The sequence below is a fragment of the Dehalobacter sp. 12DCB1 genome (assembly GCF_004343605.1).
Lineage (GTDB): Bacteria > Bacillota > Desulfitobacteriia > Desulfitobacteriales > Syntrophobotulaceae > Dehalobacter.
In genome coordinates, this window is sequence record NZ_POSF01000015.1 from 243677 (window position 1) to 264734 (window position 21058).

The 21058-nt window shown below is 45.5% G+C and carries 23 protein-coding genes; 1 reads left to right on the plus strand and 22 read right to left on the minus strand.

Annotation, left to right across the window (positions count from 1 at the left end):
• Positions 1 to 538 precede the first annotated feature (538 nt).
• From pilO to C1I38_RS10095, 19 genes are all read right to left on the minus strand, one after another.
• Positions 539 to 1063 (minus strand): type 4a pilus biogenesis protein PilO, encoded by a 525-nt coding sequence (gene pilO, locus C1I38_RS10010; RefSeq protein ID WP_119774838.1) that lies wholly within the window; start codon positions 1061 to 1063, stop codon positions 539 to 541.
• Between the two features lie 14 nt (positions 1064 to 1077).
• Entirely contained in the window at positions 1078 to 1623 is a 546-nt protein-coding gene (locus tag C1I38_RS10015; protein WP_119774837.1) for a hypothetical protein, read from the minus strand.
• A 12-nt stretch (positions 1624 to 1635) separates the two neighbouring features.
• Positions 1636 to 3072, minus strand: coding sequence for a pilus assembly protein PilM (pilM, locus tag C1I38_RS10020; RefSeq protein ID WP_119774836.1), 1437 nt, complete (start codon positions 3070 to 3072; stop codon positions 1636 to 1638).
• Positions 3073 to 3194: 122 nt separating this feature from the next.
• A complete protein-coding gene (locus C1I38_RS10025) occupies positions 3195 to 3473 on the minus strand; it encodes a DUF4911 domain-containing protein (protein WP_119774835.1) in 279 nt (92 codons plus the stop codon).
• Between the two features lie 150 nt (positions 3474 to 3623).
• Positions 3624 to 4877 (minus strand): U32 family peptidase, encoded by a 1254-nt coding sequence (locus C1I38_RS10030; RefSeq protein ID WP_119774834.1) that lies wholly within the window; start codon positions 4875 to 4877, stop codon positions 3624 to 3626.
• 61 nt (positions 4878 to 4938) lie between these two features.
• Complete coding sequence (gene mltG / locus C1I38_RS10035; protein WP_119774833.1) at positions 4939 to 5973, minus strand: endolytic transglycosylase MltG; 1035 nt, start codon at positions 5971 to 5973, stop codon at positions 4939 to 4941.
• A 167-nt stretch (positions 5974 to 6140) separates the two neighbouring features.
• The gene (locus C1I38_RS10040; protein WP_015042479.1) at positions 6141 to 6455 is read right to left on the minus strand and encodes a DUF1292 domain-containing protein; all 315 of its coding nucleotides are present in this window, start codon (positions 6453 to 6455) and stop codon (positions 6141 to 6143) included.
• 78 nt (positions 6456 to 6533) lie between these two features.
• A complete protein-coding gene (ruvX, locus tag C1I38_RS10045) occupies positions 6534 to 6941 on the minus strand; it encodes a Holliday junction resolvase RuvX (RefSeq protein ID WP_020491682.1) in 408 nt (135 codons plus the stop codon).
• Between the two features lie 35 nt (positions 6942 to 6976).
• Entirely contained in the window at positions 6977 to 7141 is a 165-nt protein-coding gene (locus C1I38_RS14040) for a hypothetical protein (RefSeq protein WP_015042477.1), read from the minus strand.
• 140 nt (positions 7142 to 7281) lie between these two features.
• Positions 7282 to 8241 (minus strand): aldo/keto reductase, encoded by a 960-nt coding sequence (locus C1I38_RS10050; protein ID WP_119774832.1) that lies wholly within the window; start codon positions 8239 to 8241, stop codon positions 7282 to 7284.
• 102 nt (positions 8242 to 8343) lie between these two features.
• Positions 8344 to 8595 (minus strand): IreB family regulatory phosphoprotein, encoded by a 252-nt coding sequence (locus tag C1I38_RS10055; protein WP_015042474.1) that lies wholly within the window; start codon positions 8593 to 8595, stop codon positions 8344 to 8346.
• A 104-nt stretch (positions 8596 to 8699) separates the two neighbouring features.
• The gene (gene alaS / locus C1I38_RS10060; RefSeq protein ID WP_119774831.1) at positions 8700 to 11333 is read right to left on the minus strand and encodes an alanine--tRNA ligase; all 2634 of its coding nucleotides are present in this window, start codon (positions 11331 to 11333) and stop codon (positions 8700 to 8702) included.
• A 317-nt stretch (positions 11334 to 11650) separates the two neighbouring features.
• Positions 11651 to 12700 carry an AI-2E family transporter gene (locus C1I38_RS10065; RefSeq protein WP_119774830.1) on the minus strand — a complete coding sequence of 350 codons (1050 nt, stop codon included), beginning with the start codon at positions 12698 to 12700 and terminating at the stop codon, positions 11651 to 11653.
• Positions 12701 to 12896: 196 nt separating this feature from the next.
• Positions 12897 to 13100 (minus strand): hypothetical protein, encoded by a 204-nt coding sequence (locus C1I38_RS10070; protein WP_015042471.1) that lies wholly within the window; start codon positions 13098 to 13100, stop codon positions 12897 to 12899.
• Positions 13097 to 13561, minus strand: a complete 465-nt coding sequence (locus tag C1I38_RS10075; RefSeq protein WP_119774829.1) for a PRC-barrel domain-containing protein — start codon at positions 13559 to 13561, stop codon at positions 13097 to 13099. Before C1I38_RS10075 ends, C1I38_RS10070 begins: the two co-directional genes overlap by 4 nt.
• A 155-nt stretch (positions 13562 to 13716) precedes the next feature.
• Entirely contained in the window at positions 13717 to 14784 is a 1068-nt protein-coding gene (gene mnmA, locus C1I38_RS10080; protein ID WP_119774828.1) for a tRNA 2-thiouridine(34) synthase MnmA, read from the minus strand.
• Between the two features lie 21 nt (positions 14785 to 14805).
• Complete coding sequence (nifU, locus tag C1I38_RS10085) at positions 14806 to 15180, minus strand: Fe-S cluster assembly scaffold protein NifU (RefSeq protein ID WP_119774827.1); 375 nt, start codon at positions 15178 to 15180, stop codon at positions 14806 to 14808.
• 69 nt (positions 15181 to 15249) lie between these two features.
• On the minus strand, positions 15250 to 16419 hold the full coding sequence (gene nifS, locus C1I38_RS10090; RefSeq protein ID WP_119774826.1) for a cysteine desulfurase NifS: 1170 nt from the start codon (positions 16417 to 16419) through the stop codon (positions 15250 to 15252).
• 74 nt (positions 16420 to 16493) lie between these two features.
• On the minus strand, positions 16494 to 16937 hold the full coding sequence (locus tag C1I38_RS10095; protein WP_119774825.1) for an Rrf2 family transcriptional regulator: 444 nt from the start codon (positions 16935 to 16937) through the stop codon (positions 16494 to 16496).
• A 208-nt stretch (positions 16938 to 17145) separates the two neighbouring features.
• Between C1I38_RS10095 and C1I38_RS10100 the strand changes: the two genes are divergently transcribed.
• The gene (locus C1I38_RS10100) at positions 17146 to 18438 is read left to right on the plus strand and encodes a replication-associated recombination protein A (RefSeq protein ID WP_119774824.1); all 1293 of its coding nucleotides are present in this window, start codon (positions 17146 to 17148) and stop codon (positions 18436 to 18438) included.
• A gap of 137 nt (positions 18439 to 18575) precedes the next feature.
• On the opposite strand, the gene C1I38_RS10105 is transcribed toward C1I38_RS10100, so the two are convergent.
• From C1I38_RS10105 to C1I38_RS10115, 3 genes are all read right to left on the minus strand, one after another.
• Complete coding sequence (locus C1I38_RS10105) at positions 18576 to 19583, minus strand: GGDEF domain-containing protein (RefSeq protein ID WP_199698229.1); 1008 nt, start codon at positions 19581 to 19583, stop codon at positions 18576 to 18578.
• A 110-nt stretch (positions 19584 to 19693) separates the two neighbouring features.
• Positions 19694 to 20299 (minus strand): FMN-dependent NADH-azoreductase, encoded by a 606-nt coding sequence (locus C1I38_RS10110; RefSeq protein WP_119774938.1) that lies wholly within the window; start codon positions 20297 to 20299, stop codon positions 19694 to 19696.
• Between the two features lie 102 nt (positions 20300 to 20401).
• Complete coding sequence (locus C1I38_RS10115) at positions 20402 to 21037, minus strand: DUF2103 domain-containing protein (RefSeq protein WP_119774823.1); 636 nt, start codon at positions 21035 to 21037, stop codon at positions 20402 to 20404.
• Positions 21038 to 21058: the final 21 nt, after the last annotated feature.

The window sequence follows — 21058 nt, forward strand, 5'->3', positions numbered from 1 at the left end:
ATAACTATGCGTAAAGCAGAAGAATACTGCTTATCCTGACTCGGAAATTTTTCATTTAAACAAATCAGAAAGACTGCACTTGCCTCTGTAACAAAGGAAGGCGGTGTCGCAAAACGATAAGTTCGGCGGCACCGCCTTCTTCTATCGGAATATTAAAGGCCAACTCAGGTATATGGATTGAGCAACTACCTCTGGGAGGTATAACGAATAAAGCCTTGAAGGTAGGGCTTTGCAATGTCTAATCTTAGGTCTTTGTAAGAGATATTCTTTGGGGATTAACGTGTTTTTTTCCATCAATTCCAGGCCATTTTTAGCTGATGAAGTAGCTTTCCGATGCGTTCATTTTGTATCTTCGCATGAAGCTTGTTGACGTTATATCCAATACACAGCAAAACTAATTGATACCCGTCGCGATATTCGGTATACTTTTTAGCGTATGATTTATTTAGTAGCATATCTAAATTATACAGTATTTGCGGGCTCTTCGAGCCCGCATTTGCCGAACTCTATAAATTCTCTAATGGCTCCAAATAATCGTTTATTCTTTGTATCCGTAAGCAATGATCCTAATCCTGGCTGCAGCCGTATCCTCTTCGCCTTCATTTACCTGGATGCTGTCCAGCGCCAGATTATACTGACTTACCTTGCGAAGCCGTTCCACAAAAGCATAGATTTTGGCGGTTGGCCCCGTACAGGAGAAATTCATAGCCAGAGAAGAATAACTGCCTTCATCTTTCATCTCTTCAAAAGTCAGATTCTGAGAATTGATCCCGCTGTCTTTGGCCAGATTGAAAATAAAGACCATCATATCCGGTTTGACCAGGTTTTTCGGAACGGTCAGATCCAGTTCAGCAGCTTGAGCTGTTAAATCCGTCTGTTCCTGTTTCAGCCCGGACAAATTGATGTAATTGTTCTGCAACGTTACCAGATAAGCCTCGCGTTCGCGGAGTTGATCTGAATTCTCCTGCAGCACTCCACACTGACCAGCCAGCAGATAGAGATAACCTATTCCGAACAGAATGATCAGGCCTGTTATTAAAATGCCATTTTTCTTCATACGCATCGTTTCTATTTCTCCTACGGTTTCAGTTTCAGAGCGAGATTTAACGTCTGTCCCCTGTCATTCAATGAAATCGTTTGGATATCAAAACTTTCAAACCTACCGGAACCAATGAAAATATTTTCTAAACTGCGGATATTTACTGATTTAGGCAGGATCAGCTGCAATTGGACCCTATTATCCACCTGAAGCAAAAAAGAAGTGACCTGCGCGTCTCCCGGCAGAAGTCCGCCTATTTGACTCCTTATAACTGCCGGATTGCCGATTGATCCCCTAGCCCCAAGCTCCAGAAAGCTACGCTGATCAGTGATCAGGGAACGGAGCCTGTCGTTTTCTGCCATGAAAGCAGCAACTTCATTGTAGGACTGAATGCCGGCTTCAATCCTGTCTGAATCCAAGGCCAGTTTTTGCTGCCAAACCCACGGGGAGGCTAGAATGATCACAGCAAAAACAACGGCGATGATGATAACAACGACGCTAAGCTTTTTTCGAACAGGCTGTTTTCCGCTGCCGGATTCAATTTCCCAGCGCAGCGCAAAATTAAACTGTGTTCTTTCGTTCATTTGCCCCTCCAGTTAGTGGATATCTTCACGTAAGGCGAGCCCATACAGACTGCCATACTTCTGCCAGTTTTCCGCTAGGCTTGTATCTCCGTCCGCCTTAAACAGCGGCATCCAGTTATTTGGAAAACCCGTTTCAGTGTTGATCCGCAAACTTTTTCGGAAATATTCTTCCAGTCCCGGCCAGAGGCTGTACTCCCCGGTCAGATAGATTGTCCCTACCGAATTTCCGGCATGGCGGTCGGAATAGAAGTTCAATAGCTTGGATAATGCGGATATGATCGGGCTTAAATCTAATTTACCGGAAATATCGGAAAGTTCCTTCGGCGAACTGTACATACTAAGGTCAGCTTTTTTATCAGCTTTAGCGGCCATCTCTTTTTCTAAATCCTGATATGTGGACGAGATAGGTAATTCCTCTTCCAATAATTCGTAAGGCACAAATAGATCTTCCAGGACAAACTCATCTTTTTCTTTGACCGATTTGACGGATTCCAGCTGGGAATAATAGAATTCCGCAGCTTCTAATTCCTCCAGAGATAATGTTTCTTGATGATTCCGCAGGTTTTGGACCCTATAAAAATCGAGCTGCGGATAATCGTTATCTTTGGTCTCCAACCCAATTAATTCATCTAACAGATCAGAAGGTTCCTGGCCTGTTGATTGTGGCAAGTCTTCGGGAAAAACATGTTTTTCGGTATTGCCTGTTCTACTCGCATTTTGATTTCTTTCATCCGTATTGAGAGTTTCTTCTGCCTTAACGGTTTTCTCGTCCGTATTAACTTTTAAATCGGTATACAAAAAGAAGCTGCCATTTTCCAGCAGTACAAACTCAATCAGCCCCGGATTTAAGGAGACAATCGCGAAATCGTTGCTGTTTTGTCCTTGTTCCGTATTCCCCTGGGGAGCATGAGCAGGCATTCTTTCTGCCAAGAAAGAATAAATTCTGGCTAGGCAATCCGCAGTAAGATCCACCGTCTTGGGTTCAATCCCAAGATCCCGGCAGAATGACTGAACCTGCTTCATTTTTTCGGCCGGGAAAGCTGCCAGGAGGACTTTTAACATGGGTACCCCGTTTTCCTGATATTTTTTCAGGATGCGATAATCCACAATATAATGATCGGTATACCGTTCAAGATATTCATCCATATCTCCGGCAATAAATTTTTCGAGTTCCTGATCCGCCATATTCGGCAGTGTAATAATGGTCGTAATTAATCCTTGACCCGAAACGGCAATTTTTAGTTTATGGAGCGGTATCCGCTGGTATTGAAGCCAGTTCTTCAGCCCCGAAACATCATAACCGGTCGGCACGGCATAGCCAATATTTTTACCGCCCGGTTCCTTGTATGATGCTTGCATATGTATCTCAATTTCTTTAGATTTTCCGACAGCAATTGTGGCTATTGACAATTCATTTTCACCGATGACAGCCAGCCAGTGTTTTTTCATGCGGAAAGTCTCTCCTACTCTTCTCGTATCACCCATAACACTATAATAGTATAGGATTTTTCTCAGAACAACAAGATTCTGGCAGAATATCCAATTTTAATTCAAGGAATCTCAAATGCCAGTTAGGATAAAATCTCCATTTGCAAAGGAAGTGCCGAGAGTATTTTTTCTAATTCCGGCCAGCAGTACCTGGTCGTTTGGATCATTACTTCACCTTTGGCTTTATCGGTTGTTGTGACCACCCCCAGGTGACCAAGTCCCTCGACATATTTGGCCAAAAGCTGAATATCTGAACGGGGGATCCTTGCTTTGACCAGCAGATCAGAACTTTCCCAGCTGCTATGGGATTCTTCATCAATTGATTTTACTTTTAAATTTTCAATATTCCCGTCTTTTTTCATTTGGTCTTTCTCCCGTGTCCTTACCCGATGTTTTTATTCTTTGTTGTTATCTCAGGTTGTTCTTCCCAGGGTAATCAAGCTTGCATGAATGATTTGGGCAGGGAATTTGTGAACGTTGTACTTGTCAGCCCTGATATTGTGATCATGAACCTAACGGGCAGGAACTACTTTGCGCAGGATACTGAAAGGTTTCAACGGTGCGGGAGCCGCAATCTTCAGTTTTTGCTGCGGATGCCTCGCCACATCGGTCTTCTCCCCATCCAAGCTCCAGAGGCCGTTCACTTTAAATGTCCACGGTTCTCCTTCCGGAGCAAGCACCTCAAGCTCATCGCCTAGCCGGAAATGATTACGCTGCTCTATCCAACAGCCGCATTCGTTTCCCTTCCCGATTGCCGCGCATTCCTCTTGTTCCAGCACTCTTCCGACAAAACTGTATTCGCGGATATAATTGGAAGTTTCAATGTTATGCGCTTCAGCCCCCGGCTTTCCAAAAAGGAATCCGGTTGAATAGTCACGGTGGCTCACCTTGTCCATTTCGGCAAGCCAGGAAGGAATCTTTTCCCTGAATTTTGTTTCTCCTTGTTCCCACAAGACGTCCAAAGCTTCACGATATACTTTGACCGTGCTGGCTACATAATAGGCGCTTTTCATTCTGCCTTCTATCTTATAGCTTGCCAGATTTAAATCTTTCAATAAAGGCAAGTTGGGCAGAAGGCAAAGATCATGGGAGTTAAATATATAGCTTCCCCTGACATCTTCCTCCAGCGGAAAATACTGTCCGGGCCTTTTCTCTTCGACCAGCGCGTAGCCCCAGCGGCAGGGATGGGTGCATTCTCCGTGGTTAGCATCACGACCGGTAAGGTAATTGCTCAGAAGGCAGCGTCCCGAGTACGACATACACATGGCGCCATGGACAAAGATTTCTAATTCGCCTTGGGCTTGGGGACAGAGGGTTTTTAGTTCTTCCAGTGTAAGTTCCCTCGCAAGTACGGCTCTGCGCACACCCTGGGAAAACCAGAAGTTGGCACCGGCTGCATTCGTACAATTGGCCTGTGTACTCAAATGGACGGACAGATCCGGCGTTTCCCTCCGGGCCAGGGACAGTATCCCGGGATCAGAGACGATGATCCCGTCAATTTCAAACTCTGTTAATCTGATCAGATAATCCTTAAGTCCGGCGAAATCCTGCTCATGCGCAAAAATGTTGACGGCAATATAGATCTTCCGGCCAAGTCTATGCGCATATTCGGCCCCCAACTTAAGTTCATCATCATTCAGATTCCCGGCATAAGCCCGCAAACCAAACGAAGCCCCCCCTGCGTATACTGCATCAGCCCCGTACGCATAGGCAAACTTTAACTTTTCAAAATCTCCGGCAGGTGCCAGGAGTTCCGGTTTTTTCATCAGTTACTCCCTGCATTATTTTTAAACTTAAACAATTGATCATCACGTTTTATCAAAATTTTTATTGATAGATGCTTACATTTTTTAAATGTTCCTCATAGGTAACAGCAAAAGCATGTGACCCGTCATTTTTGGCGACAAAGAAGAAATAGTCGGTATCTTTCGGGTAAAGTGCGGCCTGTAAAGAAGCATGACCCGGGTTCGCAATCGGTCCGGGAGGCAGCCCGGTATTCCGGTACGTATTATACGGAGAATCGATCTGGGTATCCGCAATAGTCAGCACCGGTTTGACTTCCCCCAAGATATACTGAATCGTTGCGCAGGATTCCAGCGGCATGTCAATTTTCAGACGATTTTCAAAAACACCTGCAATCAACGGTCTTTCTTCTGCTTTCTTCGCTTCTTTCTCGACGAGGGAAGCTTTGATGAGCCACTCAAAAACAGACATATTCCGTTCAGCCAGGCGGTTCGTGGTCTCAGCTGTCAGCTCCTGTTTAAAACGCTGCAAAAATCGTTCAATGGTTTCTGAGGGCGTAGCCTTTTTATCAAAGAAATACGTGTCGGGAAACAGAAAGCCTTCCAGCCGGTTTTCACCCGAAGGGATATCTGCCAAAAAGCTGTAATTATCCTGATCAAATCGTTCCATAGCGTCATAAAATTCATTCTTCGTTCCCAAGCTATTCTCGACGAGCTTATCGACAATCTGGGCAACCGTATATCCTTCCGGAATCGTAATCCGGACAACTTCCGGTTCCGGTCCTTTCATCAGCGTATCCAGGATCTCCCTGGAGCTCATGGAAGGTGAAAGATAGTATAATCCTGCAACCAGCTTGGAATCAGCTTTGTTAATCCGGCATAACTGGCGGAACACACTTGCCTGGCGAATTAAATGGTCAGTTTCAAGCTTGGCCGCAACTTCAGAGGCATTCATGCCAGGCTCCAGAACAAAAGCAACTTTATCGGAAGAATCGGAGACCGGCTTTAAATTCCCTGACCACCATGTTCCGCCGGCCAACAGCACAAGCAGCACGACCAAAATAATGCCAATCGTATAGATTTTTTTTCTTACAGGAGCCTTTCGGCGTTTTCTCCTCACTTTACCTCTCTCTTTCCTAATCCAAGAATTTGGATGACTAAAATAATGATCCATTGAATGACAAACCTGCTATGTGCTATTATACCTTTTTTTTCGTCAATAAGAAACTCACGCTTTCCAGCGTGAGCTTCTAAATCATTTATGACTTCTAAGAACAAATTTTCTGCTTATTCTTCGTCAAATTCATCTTCCATTTCTTCCCAGGCATCGGCAACTTTTTCCCATTCCTCATCGTCTTCGATATCCATGAGCATGTCTTCACCGTTTTCATCTTTGCCAAGCTTCAGAATAATGGCTTCGGCTTCTTCTTCGTCTTCTTCTGTTTCTTCAACAGGAAGAAGCACAAAATACGTACTGCCTTCAACTTCGAGGGTGGCAAGATGCATGAATTCGTTTTCATTTCCTTCGTCATCATTTAAGACAATGACATCAAAAACCTCTTCATCATCAAGATCATCTTGCTTATTAATTTCATCGGACATATGTATCACCTCTTCAAATCAGATATTGTAATTCTACCTTGGCAGGAAAAGAAAGTCAAATGATATCTCAATTTCCGTTCACTTGCTGTTGAGATATCCCTGGAGAATGAATACTGCCGCCATCTTATCAATGACTTTTTTCCTCTTTGCTCTGGACAGATCTGCCTCCAGCAAGGCCCTTTGGGCTCCGATGGTGCTCAGCCGTTCGTCCCACAACTTCACCGGCAGTAAATATTCTTCACGAAGCTCTTCGGCAAAAACCTCCGTCAGCTTCGCTCTTTCACCGAGTGTCCCATTCATATTCTTCGGATATCCCAGGACAATTTCATCCACCTCGTACTCCCGGATCAGGCGGGCTAATTCTTCCCGGTCTTTCTCTTTTCCGGTTCTTCTTATGACTTCCACTCCCTGGGCAGTAATACCCAGCGGATCGCTCATCGCGACGCCAATCGTCTTTTCACCAAGATCCAGCCCCATTATCCTCATTCATGCACCTCAGCAACTGCCTGACCACGTAGGGTCTACGCCCGGTCCTGCTCGTCATCGTTGTTTAATGGAATAGAGTCGTTCATTACACCCTGCGAATTGTGACTTCCGCAATTCTTACATAACCATTCTTCGCCATCATACAGGAATTCAGTAATTTCGCCGCACTCAATGCAATACTCCTGAACTTTCTTTTTCATAACAGCGTCCCCCTGTCTGTACATTTTGGCATCACTATTCGATTACTTTCAGATGTACGTCCCTTATCCTAATTATATACCTTAACATTTTTCTCCGCTATTATTATCCCGATTTACGGAAAATATTATTTAAATTTTTTTCATATAATCTTCAAACAGAAATGCGGGCAATATCTGCCGCAGTATCCGCACAAAACACATCTTTCCGGCTGCAGGCAAGCCTGTCCGTCGTTTAGATAAAGCGCATTTTGTGGGCAGCCGCCGACGCATTTTCCACAGCCCTGACACCAGTCGGCAATGTACAGTTTTTTCTCCCGATGTAGAACCGCTTGACGCAATTCATCGGATATAGGTTCCTCGTTCAGCAGTGCTAGGTTATAATCTACTTCCGGAATTGATGACATACCTAAAGCCATCGCCTGAATTCCGCGAATACTCCGGATAAAATTCACGGCTCTGTCCGGTTCAGCCGCCAAGTGTCCACCACCAAAAACCTTCATCGCATAGATCCCAATACCCAATTCAGCCGCAAACGCAATAGCTTCCAGCATCTCCTCAAGACTTCCGTCGATAATGCCGAGGCCCTGGTAATTAATGAGCGGGTGAATCACGTCAAGACCCGGCTGAAGAGCCCCTGCTCTCACCCCTTGGACCGCGTGTGTCGAGATTCCGATCATCCCGACCTGACCCCTGGCCTTTGCCCCAAGCAGTCCTTCCCAGGCCCCGGCATGTCCTTTGAGTGTTAGATGGCTTTCCTGCTCATGAAGCAGAAAAATATCAATAGAATCCCTGCCCAGTTCCTTTCTGGCTTTCTCTAGACTCGCATCCAGCTCCTGATGCGTCACCGCATAAGATTTAGATACAACTTTCATCTCAGGATTCTTGGCCAGAACAGGTTTTAACTGACTATAGTTTTCATAGAGTTCTGCCGTATCGACCCAGTCTATCCCCTTTGAAAGCGCATATTGAAGGATCTCTCTTCCCTGCTCTTCGCTCACCCTGCCCTGAAGCGAAGAAATCGCGAGGCTGCCAAAACATATTTTCGATACCGTCGGGCCCTTTAGCCCTAATTTGACCTTCAGCAAATGTCCATCCTCCAAAACGAAACCCCCACGTACTGTGAGGGCAGCTAATCAAACGCAACGCAAAAACAAGAACCATTCGTGTTAGATTCAAAAAATTAAAACGTAAGAAAATCTTTTTTATAAATCACGCAAATAGAATTTTACCAGTTCCTCCAGCAATTCATAACGTTCCAGCTTGCGGATTTTGGTTCTGGCCTGATTATGACTGGTAATATAGACAGGATCTCCGGACATCAAGTAGCCCACCAACTGATTGATCGGATCATATCCTTTCTCCTGCAGTGCAGCATAAACCTGTTGCAATATTTCCCGCGGTGAATTGTCACCTGGATGGGATTTGAACATCATGGTTTCTTCCATCTTACTCAAGGTTTATACCTCCTTTCTTTCACCAGTATGTTATACATTATTCTGCATCGATCCAAAGATTACCTGTCAGTTTGTTAAAAATATTTTCACTTTTTTAGTAATCTTTAACTATTATGCCCCAAAAAATGACGAATTATGGAAGGTACTTTATCCAGCGCCTCGCCAAGCTTGGAAGGATCCTTGCCGCCGGCCTGGGCCATGTCGGGACGACCGCCTCCTCCGCCGCCTGTAATCGATGCCACTTCCTTAATAATCTTGCCGGCATGAAGTCCATTTAACCCTGACGGATGAACCACAGTTACCAGATTTACCTTTTCGTCGGCAACAGCACCAAGGACAATAACGCCTTCTTTCAGCTTGTCCCGGAGCATGTCCGCTGTTTGCCTGAGTGTCTCCATATCCGGAGCCTGAACCCTGGAAGCAAGTATTTTCACGCCGTGAATATCCTGAACCTTGCTCAGAATGCTGTCCGCTTCATATTTAGACAGCTTGGCATTGAGCTGCTGGATTTCTTTTTCGAATTCTCTGATCTGAGCGGCCATAAGGTAAACTTTTTTCACGCTTTCCTTCGGCTGAACTTTCAGTACCGTACTGATCTCAGCGAGCTGGCTCTCTATTTCTCTTAAGTATGCCAACGATCCCATACCTGCCACAGCTTCAATTCTTCTTAAGCCTGCGCCAATACCACTCTCGGAAATGATTTTGAACAAACCGATTTCTCCTGTATTTTTGACATGGGTTCCACCGCAGAGCTCTCTGCTGTAATCTCCCATTTCCACCAAACGCACAATTTCTCCGTATTTTTCGCCAAACAACGCAATCGCGCCTTTTTCACGGGCTTGGTTCATACCCATTTCTTCGGCCTGCACCGTAAGACCGGCCATGATTTGCCGGTTCACTTCGTTTTCTACTTCGGTAATTTGCTCAGCCGTAAGCGGTGAAAAATGCGAAAAATCAAACCGCAGGCGTTCACTCGTAACAAGGGAACCTGCCTGCTGGACGTGATCCCCCAAGATCTTACGTAGCGCCGTCTGCAGAAGATGCGTTGAACTATGGTGTCCGGCTATGGCCTGGCGTTTTTCCTTATTGACGATGGCGTGGATCTTTTCCCCTATTTTCAGCACCCCGTCTTTAATCAGCAGGCGGTGCGTAACCGCGCCGCTCGGAAGTTTCCGTAATTCCAGCACTTCAGCATACGCCTTGCCGGTCCGGATGATTCCTTCGTCTGAAACCTGTCCGCCACTCTCAGCATAAAAAGGTGTCTGATCCAAAAGACAAAGGACTTCCTCCCCTTCACCGGCCCCATCCACTTCGCCTTCTTCATTGAACATCGCTTCAATGATGCTGTCACTTTCCAGTTGCTCATAGCCGAGAAAACGGGTCGGCCCCAGTCTTTTTGCTTTCTCTGTGAGCAGGCTGTTTTCCCCAACAGCTTTCATCTGACGGGATTGTTCTTTCGCCAGCAGACGGTGTTCTTCCGATGCTATGTCGAACGACTCCATATTCACGGAGATCCCCTCTTCCATCAGCATTTCTTCCGTCAGTTCTACCGGGAAACCATAGGTCTCATACAGATGAAAAGCGTCTTCCCCGCTAAGGACCTTCTGACCTGATTCTTTAAGCACTTTCACCTTATCCTGAAGGATCAGCGTGCCCTGTTCAAGGGTAGCCTGGAAATTCTTTTCTTCCAGCCGCAAATGGTTTAGGATAAAATTTTCATTCTCTTTGAGCTCCGTATACCAGTGCGCATAATGTTCCTGGATAACACGGAATATTTGTTCTAAAAACGGCTTTTCAATTCCTAAAAGCCGGGCAAAACGAATGCCCCTGCGTAAAATCCGCCGTAAAACATAGCCACGGCCGTCGCTGCTCGGCCGAATTCCGTCCGCCAGCATAAAAGATACTGCTCGGGCATGGTCGGCAACGACCTTCAATGCAACGTCCGTCTTCGGATCTTGTTTATATTGCACGCCAGCAATTTCTGCCGTTTTATTGATGAGCGGTATAAATAAATCCGTATCAAAGTTGGATTCAACGCCCTGAATCACCGATGCGATTCTTTCCAGCCCCATCCCGGTATCAATATTTCGCTTCGGCAGAGGAGTCAGTGTACCGGCTTCATCTCTTATGTACTGCATAAAGACCAGGTTCCAAACCTCCAGGAAACGGTCACAGTCGCAGCCGATTGCACAATCATCTTTGCCACAACCCCGGCTTTCTCCAAGATCTACGTAGATTTCCGAACAAGGCCCGCAAGGTCCGACCGGTCCGGCAGCCCAGAAATTCTCGGGATCGGCGACGATCCGATCCGGACTTACACCTGCCTTTGTCCAGATATTTCTGGCCTCTTCGTCTTCCGGATAGATGGTTACCCAGAGCTTTTCGACGGGAATTTGCAGTACGCCGGTAATATATTCCCAGGCCCATGGAATGACTTCCTCTTTAAAATAGTCACCGAAAGAAAAATTACCGAGCATCTCAAAAAATGTATGGTGTCTGGCCGTTTTGCCGACACTCTCCAGGTCAGGGGTTCGGACACATTTTTGAGCGGTGGTCGCTCTCGAAAACGGAGGCTCCACTTGCCTTAAAAAATATGGCTTAAACGGAACCATTCCGGCTACCGTTAAAAGTAAAGTAGGATCATCTTTCGGGATTAGGGAGGCGCTGGGCTGAATAACATGTCCTTTTCCCTCAAAATACTTCAGAAACATTTCACGCAGTTGATTTCCGGTATACATCTACTTCCTCCTTATATGGAAGGCTCCTAAGAGCTTATATTTATCTCAAAACAGCAACGGCAAATCTAGCTAAGACTTAGAAAACTTAGCCCGGCGCAAGCCTCTTTGGAAAGGACTGCCCTAGCTGCACTTAGATCATCCAAAAATCCTTATACTTTCTGATAGACGAAAGAAAACGTGGCTGACGCCAAGCCTTTGGCGGCAGCCTTCGTTGCACATAGATGGTTCAGAAAGTACTTACACTTTCTGATACACTAAAATAAGTATAGCCAAAAGAGAAGTTGCCTGTCAACAGACCTGACCACCGCAAAACCTACTTAATTCTTCGTTGACTTCAGATCTCGCGGTGCAACCAGATAATAATAAACATTTTTGATGATGATACGCAGGACTGCCGTCAATGGAACGGCAAAAAGCATTCCGAGCAAACCGCCGATTTCCCCGCCGGCCAAAAGAGCAAAAACGACCCAGAGCGGATGAAGCCCGATTTTATTACTCATCAGACGCGGATTAATCAGATTGCTGTCCAGCTGCTGGACAATGAAGATGACCAGGGCGACTTTTACAGCCATCAGAGGGGATCTGCTTAAGCCCAGTAAAATTGACGGTATGCCGCCTAAGATCGGACCAAAATACGGGATCAGATTGGTAATTCCGCAAATGATCCCGATAATCAGCGCATATTCCATACCGATGAGCTTAATCCCTATGCCGATCAGAAGGCCGACGATGACCGCATCAATCATATTGCCCTGGATATACCGTTTGATCACATAATCGATTTCCTGTAATACCTTGTGCCACTGCTCCCTCATCCTGCCAGGAACAAGCATTAAAACCCCGTCCGCGATTTTTCTCCAGTCCGCCAAAAAATAGATGGCCAGAATTGGGGAAAGAACGATTAATCCGATGGAAGAAAGCAAAGCCGGAATATTTTCCATGACCTTTTCCAGCCAGCCGGTCAGATAGGATTGCCCCTGAATCAGTTTTTTATCCATTAATCTGCTGAGCTCTTCAGGCAGGATATTTTGCGGGTAGACACTTTTCCCAGTTTGTACATAATGGTAAATGACTTCCAGTCTCTCTGGCAGTACAACGGACAGTCTTCCAAGCTCCAGGTAAAACGTGGGCAGCAGTAACAAAAACAGCACAGCAAGCAAAACCACAATCCAAAGGAAAATCAAGGCAATTGCCCACCGTCGGCGCAGGCCTTTTTTTTCGAGCCAATTGACCATGGGACTTAAAAGATAGGCTATAACGGCGCCTGCTGCAAAAGAAAAAGCAATCTTTTTAACCTTCATAAACAGAAGGAAACCTGCTATAGCCAACAAGATGCCAAAAATCCAACGCAGCTTGGTCTGTCCCATACTCGCCTCCCAGTTATGTTTTAAGACAAATAAAGGGCGGTCTTTTCAAAATGAATTTGAAAATCCCAACCCCCGATGGACAGGCCGTGGCCTTAGCTTCTTGGCCTTGCCGCTACTTGCCATCCATGGTATAAGCGAAGCGCCAACTCTATCCTACGCATGTACGGTATGAAGGTATAGACATGGCAATTCGGCGTCATTCAGCAGCTGCCTGAGCCTGAACGATCTGCTCGCTTTCAAGGAAGAAATCTTCCCACGCTACCAGTGTCCCATCTTCTTCCAAATCAAATACGACTACCTGATCGGTATGACTGTTGAATTCAATAAAACAGTCCCAGCAATAGTATTGTTCCACACCGACCTTTCCGGTCTGTCGTCCCCCGCAAACCGGGCAAATCATGACAATGAACCTCCTTCAATCACAACAACATCCTGGCTCTCGCAAAGAATGTTTTCCTCAAATACAGCCTCCCTGCCCTTCATCAAATCCGCAAAAAGACCGTCTGATATTTCATAACCAAGTACTTTTTGGACTGTGTTGTCCACATAGATATCGCCTATCGTTCCTTTGATATCGCCTTCTCCATTAAAAACTTTGTTTCCGACTTTCTGAGACCAGGATGCACCTGAAATCTTTTTCCCTTCTGGGTTCTTAACAGCAAGGGAATCCTTGCCGAAAGATACGATATCATCTCTGCTCATGTCTTCGAGCGGGTGCGTGAGCAGAGAATCTTTTTCCACGATGATGCCGGAAACCGTATTGTCTTTTTCATTATATAGGATATCTTTTACCCAGCCCAGACGTTCCCCGGAATTTAGATCAATCACCGGGAGCCGGACAATATCTCTCATCCTCCGCATAATTCCCTCATTTGCCTTAGGATTATATCCGGTATTATTGCCGGAATATCAGGATAATATTCCTTTCAGCAATATTGCATTTTATATTATGACATAAAACTGAAATATCGCTGAAAGAAATATTTCGCACGGGTCAGCCCTTCGGCAATCACTTCTTATTCTGCCTCAAGAAGATCTTGGCGGATTCCGCACTTATCCGATACAATAACCCCTCCTCCCAACACCGTCGGCCCGTCATAGAACACAACCGACTGACCGGGAGTAACTGCCCGCTGCGGAGTCTCAAACTGAACCCTGACAAGATTATTTTCAGGATAAAGAACAGCTGCTGCGGGATTCGCCTTGTAACGAATCTTGGCCTGCACCTTCAAGGGGTCGGACAGCCTTTCCAGAGCAATCCAGTTCAGATCTGTCGCCCAAAGAACATCGGTATAGAGATCATTTCCTTCTCCAAGTATTACCCAGTTGCCAACCGGGTCAATCGAAGCCACAAACATTGGTTTACCAAATGTTACCCCTAATCCCTTCCGCTGTCCGACCGTATAATGGATCAATCCCCTGTGTCTGCCGATAATGCGGCCGGAGAAATCCGTGAAATCACCTGGTTCAGAATCTTTGCCCATTGCCGTCCTAATATATTCCGCATAGTTGTTGTCAGGAATAAAACAGATTTCCTGACTCTCACTGCTGTCAGCAGCTGTCAATTTTCTGTTCCTCGCCAAGTCCCTGACCTGTTCTTTCGTATAATCACCAAGCGGGAAAAGTGCATGGGCAATCTGCTCCTGGCTTAAGGAGTATAACACATAACTCTGGTCTTTTTTCGCGTCCAGCCCGGTTTGGATCAGCCAGCGGCCTGAAGTTTCGTCAACCATTTTCCGAACATAATGACCGGTCGCAAGATAGTCGGCACCAAGTTTGTGCGACTGTTTCAGCAATTCTCCAAATTTGATTTTCCGGTTACACAGCACACACGGATTTGGCGTTTCCCCTCTGTAGTAGCTCTCCGCAAACGAATCAATGACTTCCTGTTTAAAAACCGTCCGGAAATCAAGCACATGCAGCGGTATTCTGAGCTGCTCAGCTGCTTCCAGCGCAGCGGTTTCAGCAAGTCCGCCTTCATGGGTCACAATGGTGACTCCGATCACCTCATGACCATTTTCTTGAAGTAAAGCAGCGGCGGTGGAACTATCCACGCCGCCACTCATTCCAACAGCAACTTTCATACGTTTAACCTTCATCCTTCCTCAGACCTTGGTCTTTTTCTGGATGTAGTCTTTGATAGCTTCATGAACAGCATCTGCGGCAAGATTGGAACAGTGCAGCTTGGCTTCAGGCAAACCTCCAAGGGCTTCGGCAACAGCAGCATTCGAAATATCTAAGGCTTCATTCACGCTTTTGCCTTTGACCATTTCCGTAACCATACTACTGGTTGCTACCGCAGCCCCGCAGCCAAATGTCTTAAACTTGATATCTTTGATAACATCGTTTTCAACAACCATTGAAATCCGCATAATGTCGCCGCACTTGGCGTTGCCGACTTGCCCAACGCCATTTGCATTTTCAATGTCACCTACGTTACGGGGATTCGTAAAATGATCGATTACTTTTTCTGAATACATCTGATTCACTCCTGTCTTATTCCTGTCTTTCAGCTTGCTTTGAGGAACTATCTATTTGCTTTAACTAGCTCAAATTGCTTTATGATATAAAGGAGACATTTCTCTTAAGCGCTGCACGATCTTCGGAAGCTCCTGTAACACATAATCGATCTCTTCATCCGTATTCTGTCTGCCAAGCGAGAGCCTCAGAGAACCATGGGCAACCTCGTGGCTTAAACCCATGGCCAGTAAAACATGCGAAGGATCCAAAGATCCCGAAGTACAGGCCGAACCGCTGGAACCGGCTATTCCAACCAAATCGAGACTTAAGAGCAGTGATTCTCCTTCAATGAAATTAATACTGATATTGACATTGTTCGGAAGACGCTTGGCGCCACGCGGACCGTTCACCTTGACACGATCAATGCTGGCGAGGATTCCGTCGAATAATTTATCACGGAGTCTAACCAGTTCAATATTTTCGTCTGCCATCCTTTGTCCGGCCAACTCACAGGCTTTGCCAAAACCAATGATCCCCGGAGCATTTTCCGTACCGGAACGGACTTTTCTTTCCTGCGAACCGCCAAAAACAAGCGGAGAAATCCTGACGCCTTTGCGGATGTATAAAGCACCGACCCCTTTAGGGCCATAGATTTTATGGCTCGATATCGTTAACAGATCGACATTCATTTGATTTACATCGATTGGCAGTTTTCCAAGAGACTGGACGGCGTCGACATGGAACAGGACCCCTTTTTCCCTGGCAATCCGGCCTATTTCAGCGACAGGCTGAATCGACCCAACCTCGTTGTTGGCGTGCATAATACTGATTAAAATCGTGTCCGGACGGATTGCCTTTTCTATATCCTGAACACTTACCAAGCCTTCCTCATCAACCGGCACAATGGTTATTTCGTAGCCGTTTTTAGCCAGGTATTTAAAAGTATCCAGAACAGCATGGTGCTCAATCGCCGAAGTTATCAGGTGCGTACCTTTTTTTACGCTTGTTCTGGCGGCACCCTGAATGGCTAGGTTATCAGCTTCCGTTCCGCCGCTGGTAAAGGTAATCTCCGAAGGATTTGCTCCAATCAGAGATGCAACCTGTTCTCTGGCTTCGTCGATGGCCTTATGAACTTGTCTTCCAAAGGAATGTACACTGGATGGGTTTCCATAGTACTCTGTAAAGTATACCATCATTAATTCTGCCACCTGCGGGTCGACCGGTGTTGTGGCGCTATGATCCAAATATATTCGTTTCATTTTATCCTCCATTATATAGCTATTACCTGACACAGATTTTCTGACAGATCTAAGCAAAATCATGATCTCGAATCTTATCGAAGAAATTCCAAGTTTTCTCCACCATTGCCTGCTTCTTTCAGTAAATCTGCCAGAGAAATGGAATCAACAACACCGTTGATGGAATCCCTAACCTTCACCCATACTTCCCGCGTTACGCAGAAATCTGTTTTCTGGCAGCAGTCTTCTTCCGACTGGGTAACACACTCGACTGGTGCGATCGGTCCTTCCAGTACCCTGATCACATCACCGATATTGATTTGTTCTGGACGCTTGGCCAGTTCATACCCGCCCTGGGGCCCCCGGATGCTTCTGACTAGCCCCGCCTTACGCAGCTCAGGAACGAGTTGTTCCAGATAATGCTCAGATAGTTTCTGCCTGTCAGCGACAGACTTCAGGGAAACCGGACCATCAGCCGCATGCTGGGCTAAATCAACCATGATTTGTACCCCATATCTGCCTCTGGTAGAAAATCTCACACAATTCACCTCATGCTATGCAAAATGTTTGCCCTTCGTCAGTACGTTTATATCCTACTAAACCAATCGGAATTTGTCAATAAGCATTCTGGTTATTCTTTTGCAATTTTATTTGTTATAATGGATTCATCTTTCATAACATTTCCTTTTTATTGTTGATTTATTAATTGAAGTATATCCGCAAGAATAATTTTGGAGGAAAAAGAAAATGAATCTTTTTTCGGCTGCTTTTGACTCCGGTAAAGTTGCTCCCCTGGCCGAGAGAATGCGTCCCCGTACGCTTGAAGAATTTATCGGCCAACAGGAAATTCTCGGGCCCGGCAAACTCCTGCGCCGCGCCATTGAGGCAGACCGGGTGACATCCATCATTTTATACGGGCCGCCCGGAACGGGTAAAACATCCCTGGCTCAGGTCATCGCCAATAAAACAACCTCGAACTTTATCCGGATTAATGCTGTTTCTTCCGGCGTCAAAGAACTTAGAGAAATCCTGGAGAAAGCCGAGGAAAAGCTGCATCTTTATCAGCAGAAAACACTTGTGTTCTGCGATGAAGTCCACCGCTTCAACAAAGGCCAGCAGGATGTTCTTCTGCCGGCTATTGAACGTGGTATGATCACTTTTATTGGAGCAACTACTGAAAATCCGTATTTTGAAATCAACGCTGCTCTTTTAAGCCGTTCCACGATTTTCAGGCTGGATCTTCTTTCAGAACAGGAACTCCGTCTTGGGCTTGATAATGCCTTGAAGGACAAAGAGCGAGGTCTTGGTAATTACCATACGGAGATTACAGCAGAAGCATTTCAGCATTGGCTGGATTTCGCCGGCGGAGATTTGCGCCGGGCCTTAAATGCACTCGAACTTGCAGTTCTGACCACAGCTCCTGAAGACGGGGTCCGCAGGATTGATCTAGAAACCGCCATAGAATCCGTTCAGGAAAGACACTTCCGTTTTGACAAAAATGGGGACAACCATTACGACATGATTTCGGCGATGATCAAAAGTATGCGGGGGTCCGATCCTGATGCAGCCTTGTATTGGTTCGCTGTTCTGCTGGAATCTGGTGAGGACCCGCGGTTCATCATGCGCAGGATCATCGTGCATGCTTCCGAGGACGTCGGCCTTGCTGATCCGACAGTCATGCTCCAGGCCCACGCCGCAGCAAATGCCTTAGAGTGGGTTGGCCTGCCTGAAGCCAGAATACCGATGGCACAGGCCGTCCTGGCTATCGCGACTGCTCCGAAGAGCAATTCTGTTGTAGAGGCTATTAATCAGGCTCAGCAATACGTCAAAACGAACAAAGCCGGACAAGTGCCGCTGCATCTGAAGGATGCCTCTTATCCCGGTGCCAAGAAGTTTGGCCATGGTTTAGACTATCTTTACCCGCATGCATATCCAGATAACTGGGTCGAACAGAACTACCTGCCCGAAGAAGCCAAAGGAGCAAAATTCTTTAACCCGACCAGCCGGGGGCTAGACAAGAACAGGGGAAAACCGTCTTAATAAACTTACCCATCAGTGAGAATCAATGGCAAATAGTTGGCAACAATTAAAAAACTGGAGCAAAAAAAATGAACACCTCACTGTTTTCAGCACAAGTGTACATCAATAATTTTGATAACTGAGAAAAGAGAATCTGGCTAACTGTTCTTCTTTTCTCTTTTCTTTTCATACATGACTTGATCCGCTTTTGCCAGTACATCATTCGGGGTCTGGCATCCCTGTAACGGGGCAATCCCGAAAGTAATGTCGACCATCGGTTCAATATTTTTCACATATTCTTTAAATTCTTTTTTGACTTGTTCCAAAACCGTCTCCACATGCCCGCTTTCACCAAAATAAATAATAATAAATTCATCGCCGCCCCAGCGGCTGATCATATTTTTCCCATTATCAAAATACTGCCTTAAAATAGCCCCCAAATGTTTCAGTCCATCGTCTCCGGCTAGATGTCCTTCTTTATCATTAATCATCTTAAAATTATCGACATCAAGCATGATCAAATGACCGTTGTGATTTCCCGATTCAAATTGTTTCTGCAGAATCTCATTAAAATTTCTTCGGTTCAGTAGCCCTGTCAGCTCATCAAAATGAGCAAGTTGCATGAGTCTTCGGTTCGTCTGGTAGTAAGCGTCAGCAAAATAGCGTACAACTAAGAAACTCAAAAGCAAGACAATTGGGACTTGAATCAGCTGATCCACAAAGAAACTGTCGGAGTCCAGTACGGGTATCCTTTCCGGGAAATAACGGGAGTAAGTGTGGACACCCATAAAAGCCAGAATAATCACAGCGATAATTGTATTACGGTACCAACCGTCCAGAATATAACTGACGATAATCAAGAGAAAAAATACATACGCAATCGTAAAGCTGTTACTTCCTCCGGCATCGATAAAACTTAAAGGCAGAACAATCCCTGTCAGAACCAAAAAAAACAAGAATTTGCTGCGGTCGGAAAAACCTTTATGTCTTTCATATAATATACTACATACTGCCAAAACAATTAAAAAAATCCATTTAATATTGAGGCTTAATGAGTAGCCTACTGCTAGATTTCCAATAATGGAAAAGGCCGATAGTAGTATCATGGCCTTTAACAGGACTAGATAAAACCCCTGCTTAAGATTCGTTTCCTTCACTAACCCCATCTCTATTCTTCTCAAATTAATACCAGTCATATTAAAAATCATAACATGATATTTTTTGGATAACAATCATAATTTTGGAAGTATATTTTTACAAGATGCTACATCTAGCTTTAAAATGTTCTGGCTTTTTCTTCGGCTTCCTGCATTTTTTTGGAAAGCTCTCCCTGCGCATCAAATCCGATAACATCAAGTTGTTCCGCAGCGATTGTTGTGAAGTCGGTGATGCCCAGAAAACCAAAAATTGTTCTTAAGTATCTGTCACCCATTTCATAAGCAGCACCTGCCCCTTCCGAATAAGTACCGCCCCGGGTTACGATATGAACAGCTTTTTTTTCCTGGCATAAGCCCACTGGGCCTTGTTCAGTATAATGAAAGGTAATCCCGGTGACCGTAATATAATCCAGATAACTTTTTAGAATGGATGGAAAACTGAGATTCCACATTGGAGCAGCGATAATGATTTTATCACTGGCCTTGAACTCATAAGCATACTTTAAAACATGATGATTGATTGAATCCGTGTCCTTCGGACCAAAAACAGTTTGTAGATCCCCTGCAGACAGCGGCTTGACACCTTCCTGGTAAAGATCGTGGGTAATAATCTCATCACCAGGATTGTTTTGCCTGTACGTGGTGATAAAACTCCCTGAGAGACGAAGCGTCCTCGACTGCTCGTCCGACTTGGGATTTGCTTTAATATACAGTACTTTAGCCACAATTTTATCCTCCATAATCATTGACAATCTTCAAATAGTTTGAGTCATTTTTGATAAAGCTATGACTGCCATTTCAAACCAAAACAATTATGTTTGCTTTGGCTACTTTTGCTGAGTTTCCCCTTGGAGTTTTTCCTGCAGTTTCTCCAGCGCCTGGCGCATTTCCAGTTGTAAGCCGTCTTCCAATTTAGGATCTTTCAGATCCCCCATGCTGGCAAGACTTTCGACATAGGAATCCCGAAGACCCTGATTGATTTCCACGAGCTGATAATCTTCTTTAATCCCGACAAGCAGAGCGTCCCTGCTGCTGAGCAAGGTTTCGGAAGTTTCCCGGACTGATCCTTTTGCCGACTTTGTCCGATCCGAAGCTTTTGGTTTGGAAGACCTAGTTTCCGTTTTCTGGTGATCTTTCTGCGAGAGGGCATCCCAGGTCTCTTCGAGGTTTGCCTGAAAATAATTGATTTCTCCCATGAGCTTTGCCGCCCATTCCCTGACTACCTCAGGGTTCCGGGTAACGACAAAGGCCTCCTGAACAGATCCGCCATTTTTTAGGAGAATCTTGCATCCGGTCGGTGTTTCGTACTGATAAGCTGCACCGCGTTCCCTGGTATTGGTTACATCGATCACCCCAGGAATGATGTCGGTGATTTCGCGGTACTTACTCAAATCCTCCAGCCAGTCCAGGGCACCGGTAATGATACTGTGTTCTCTTTTAATTTTATTGCGACGAAATTTCATATTAAAACCTCAGACTGCGTG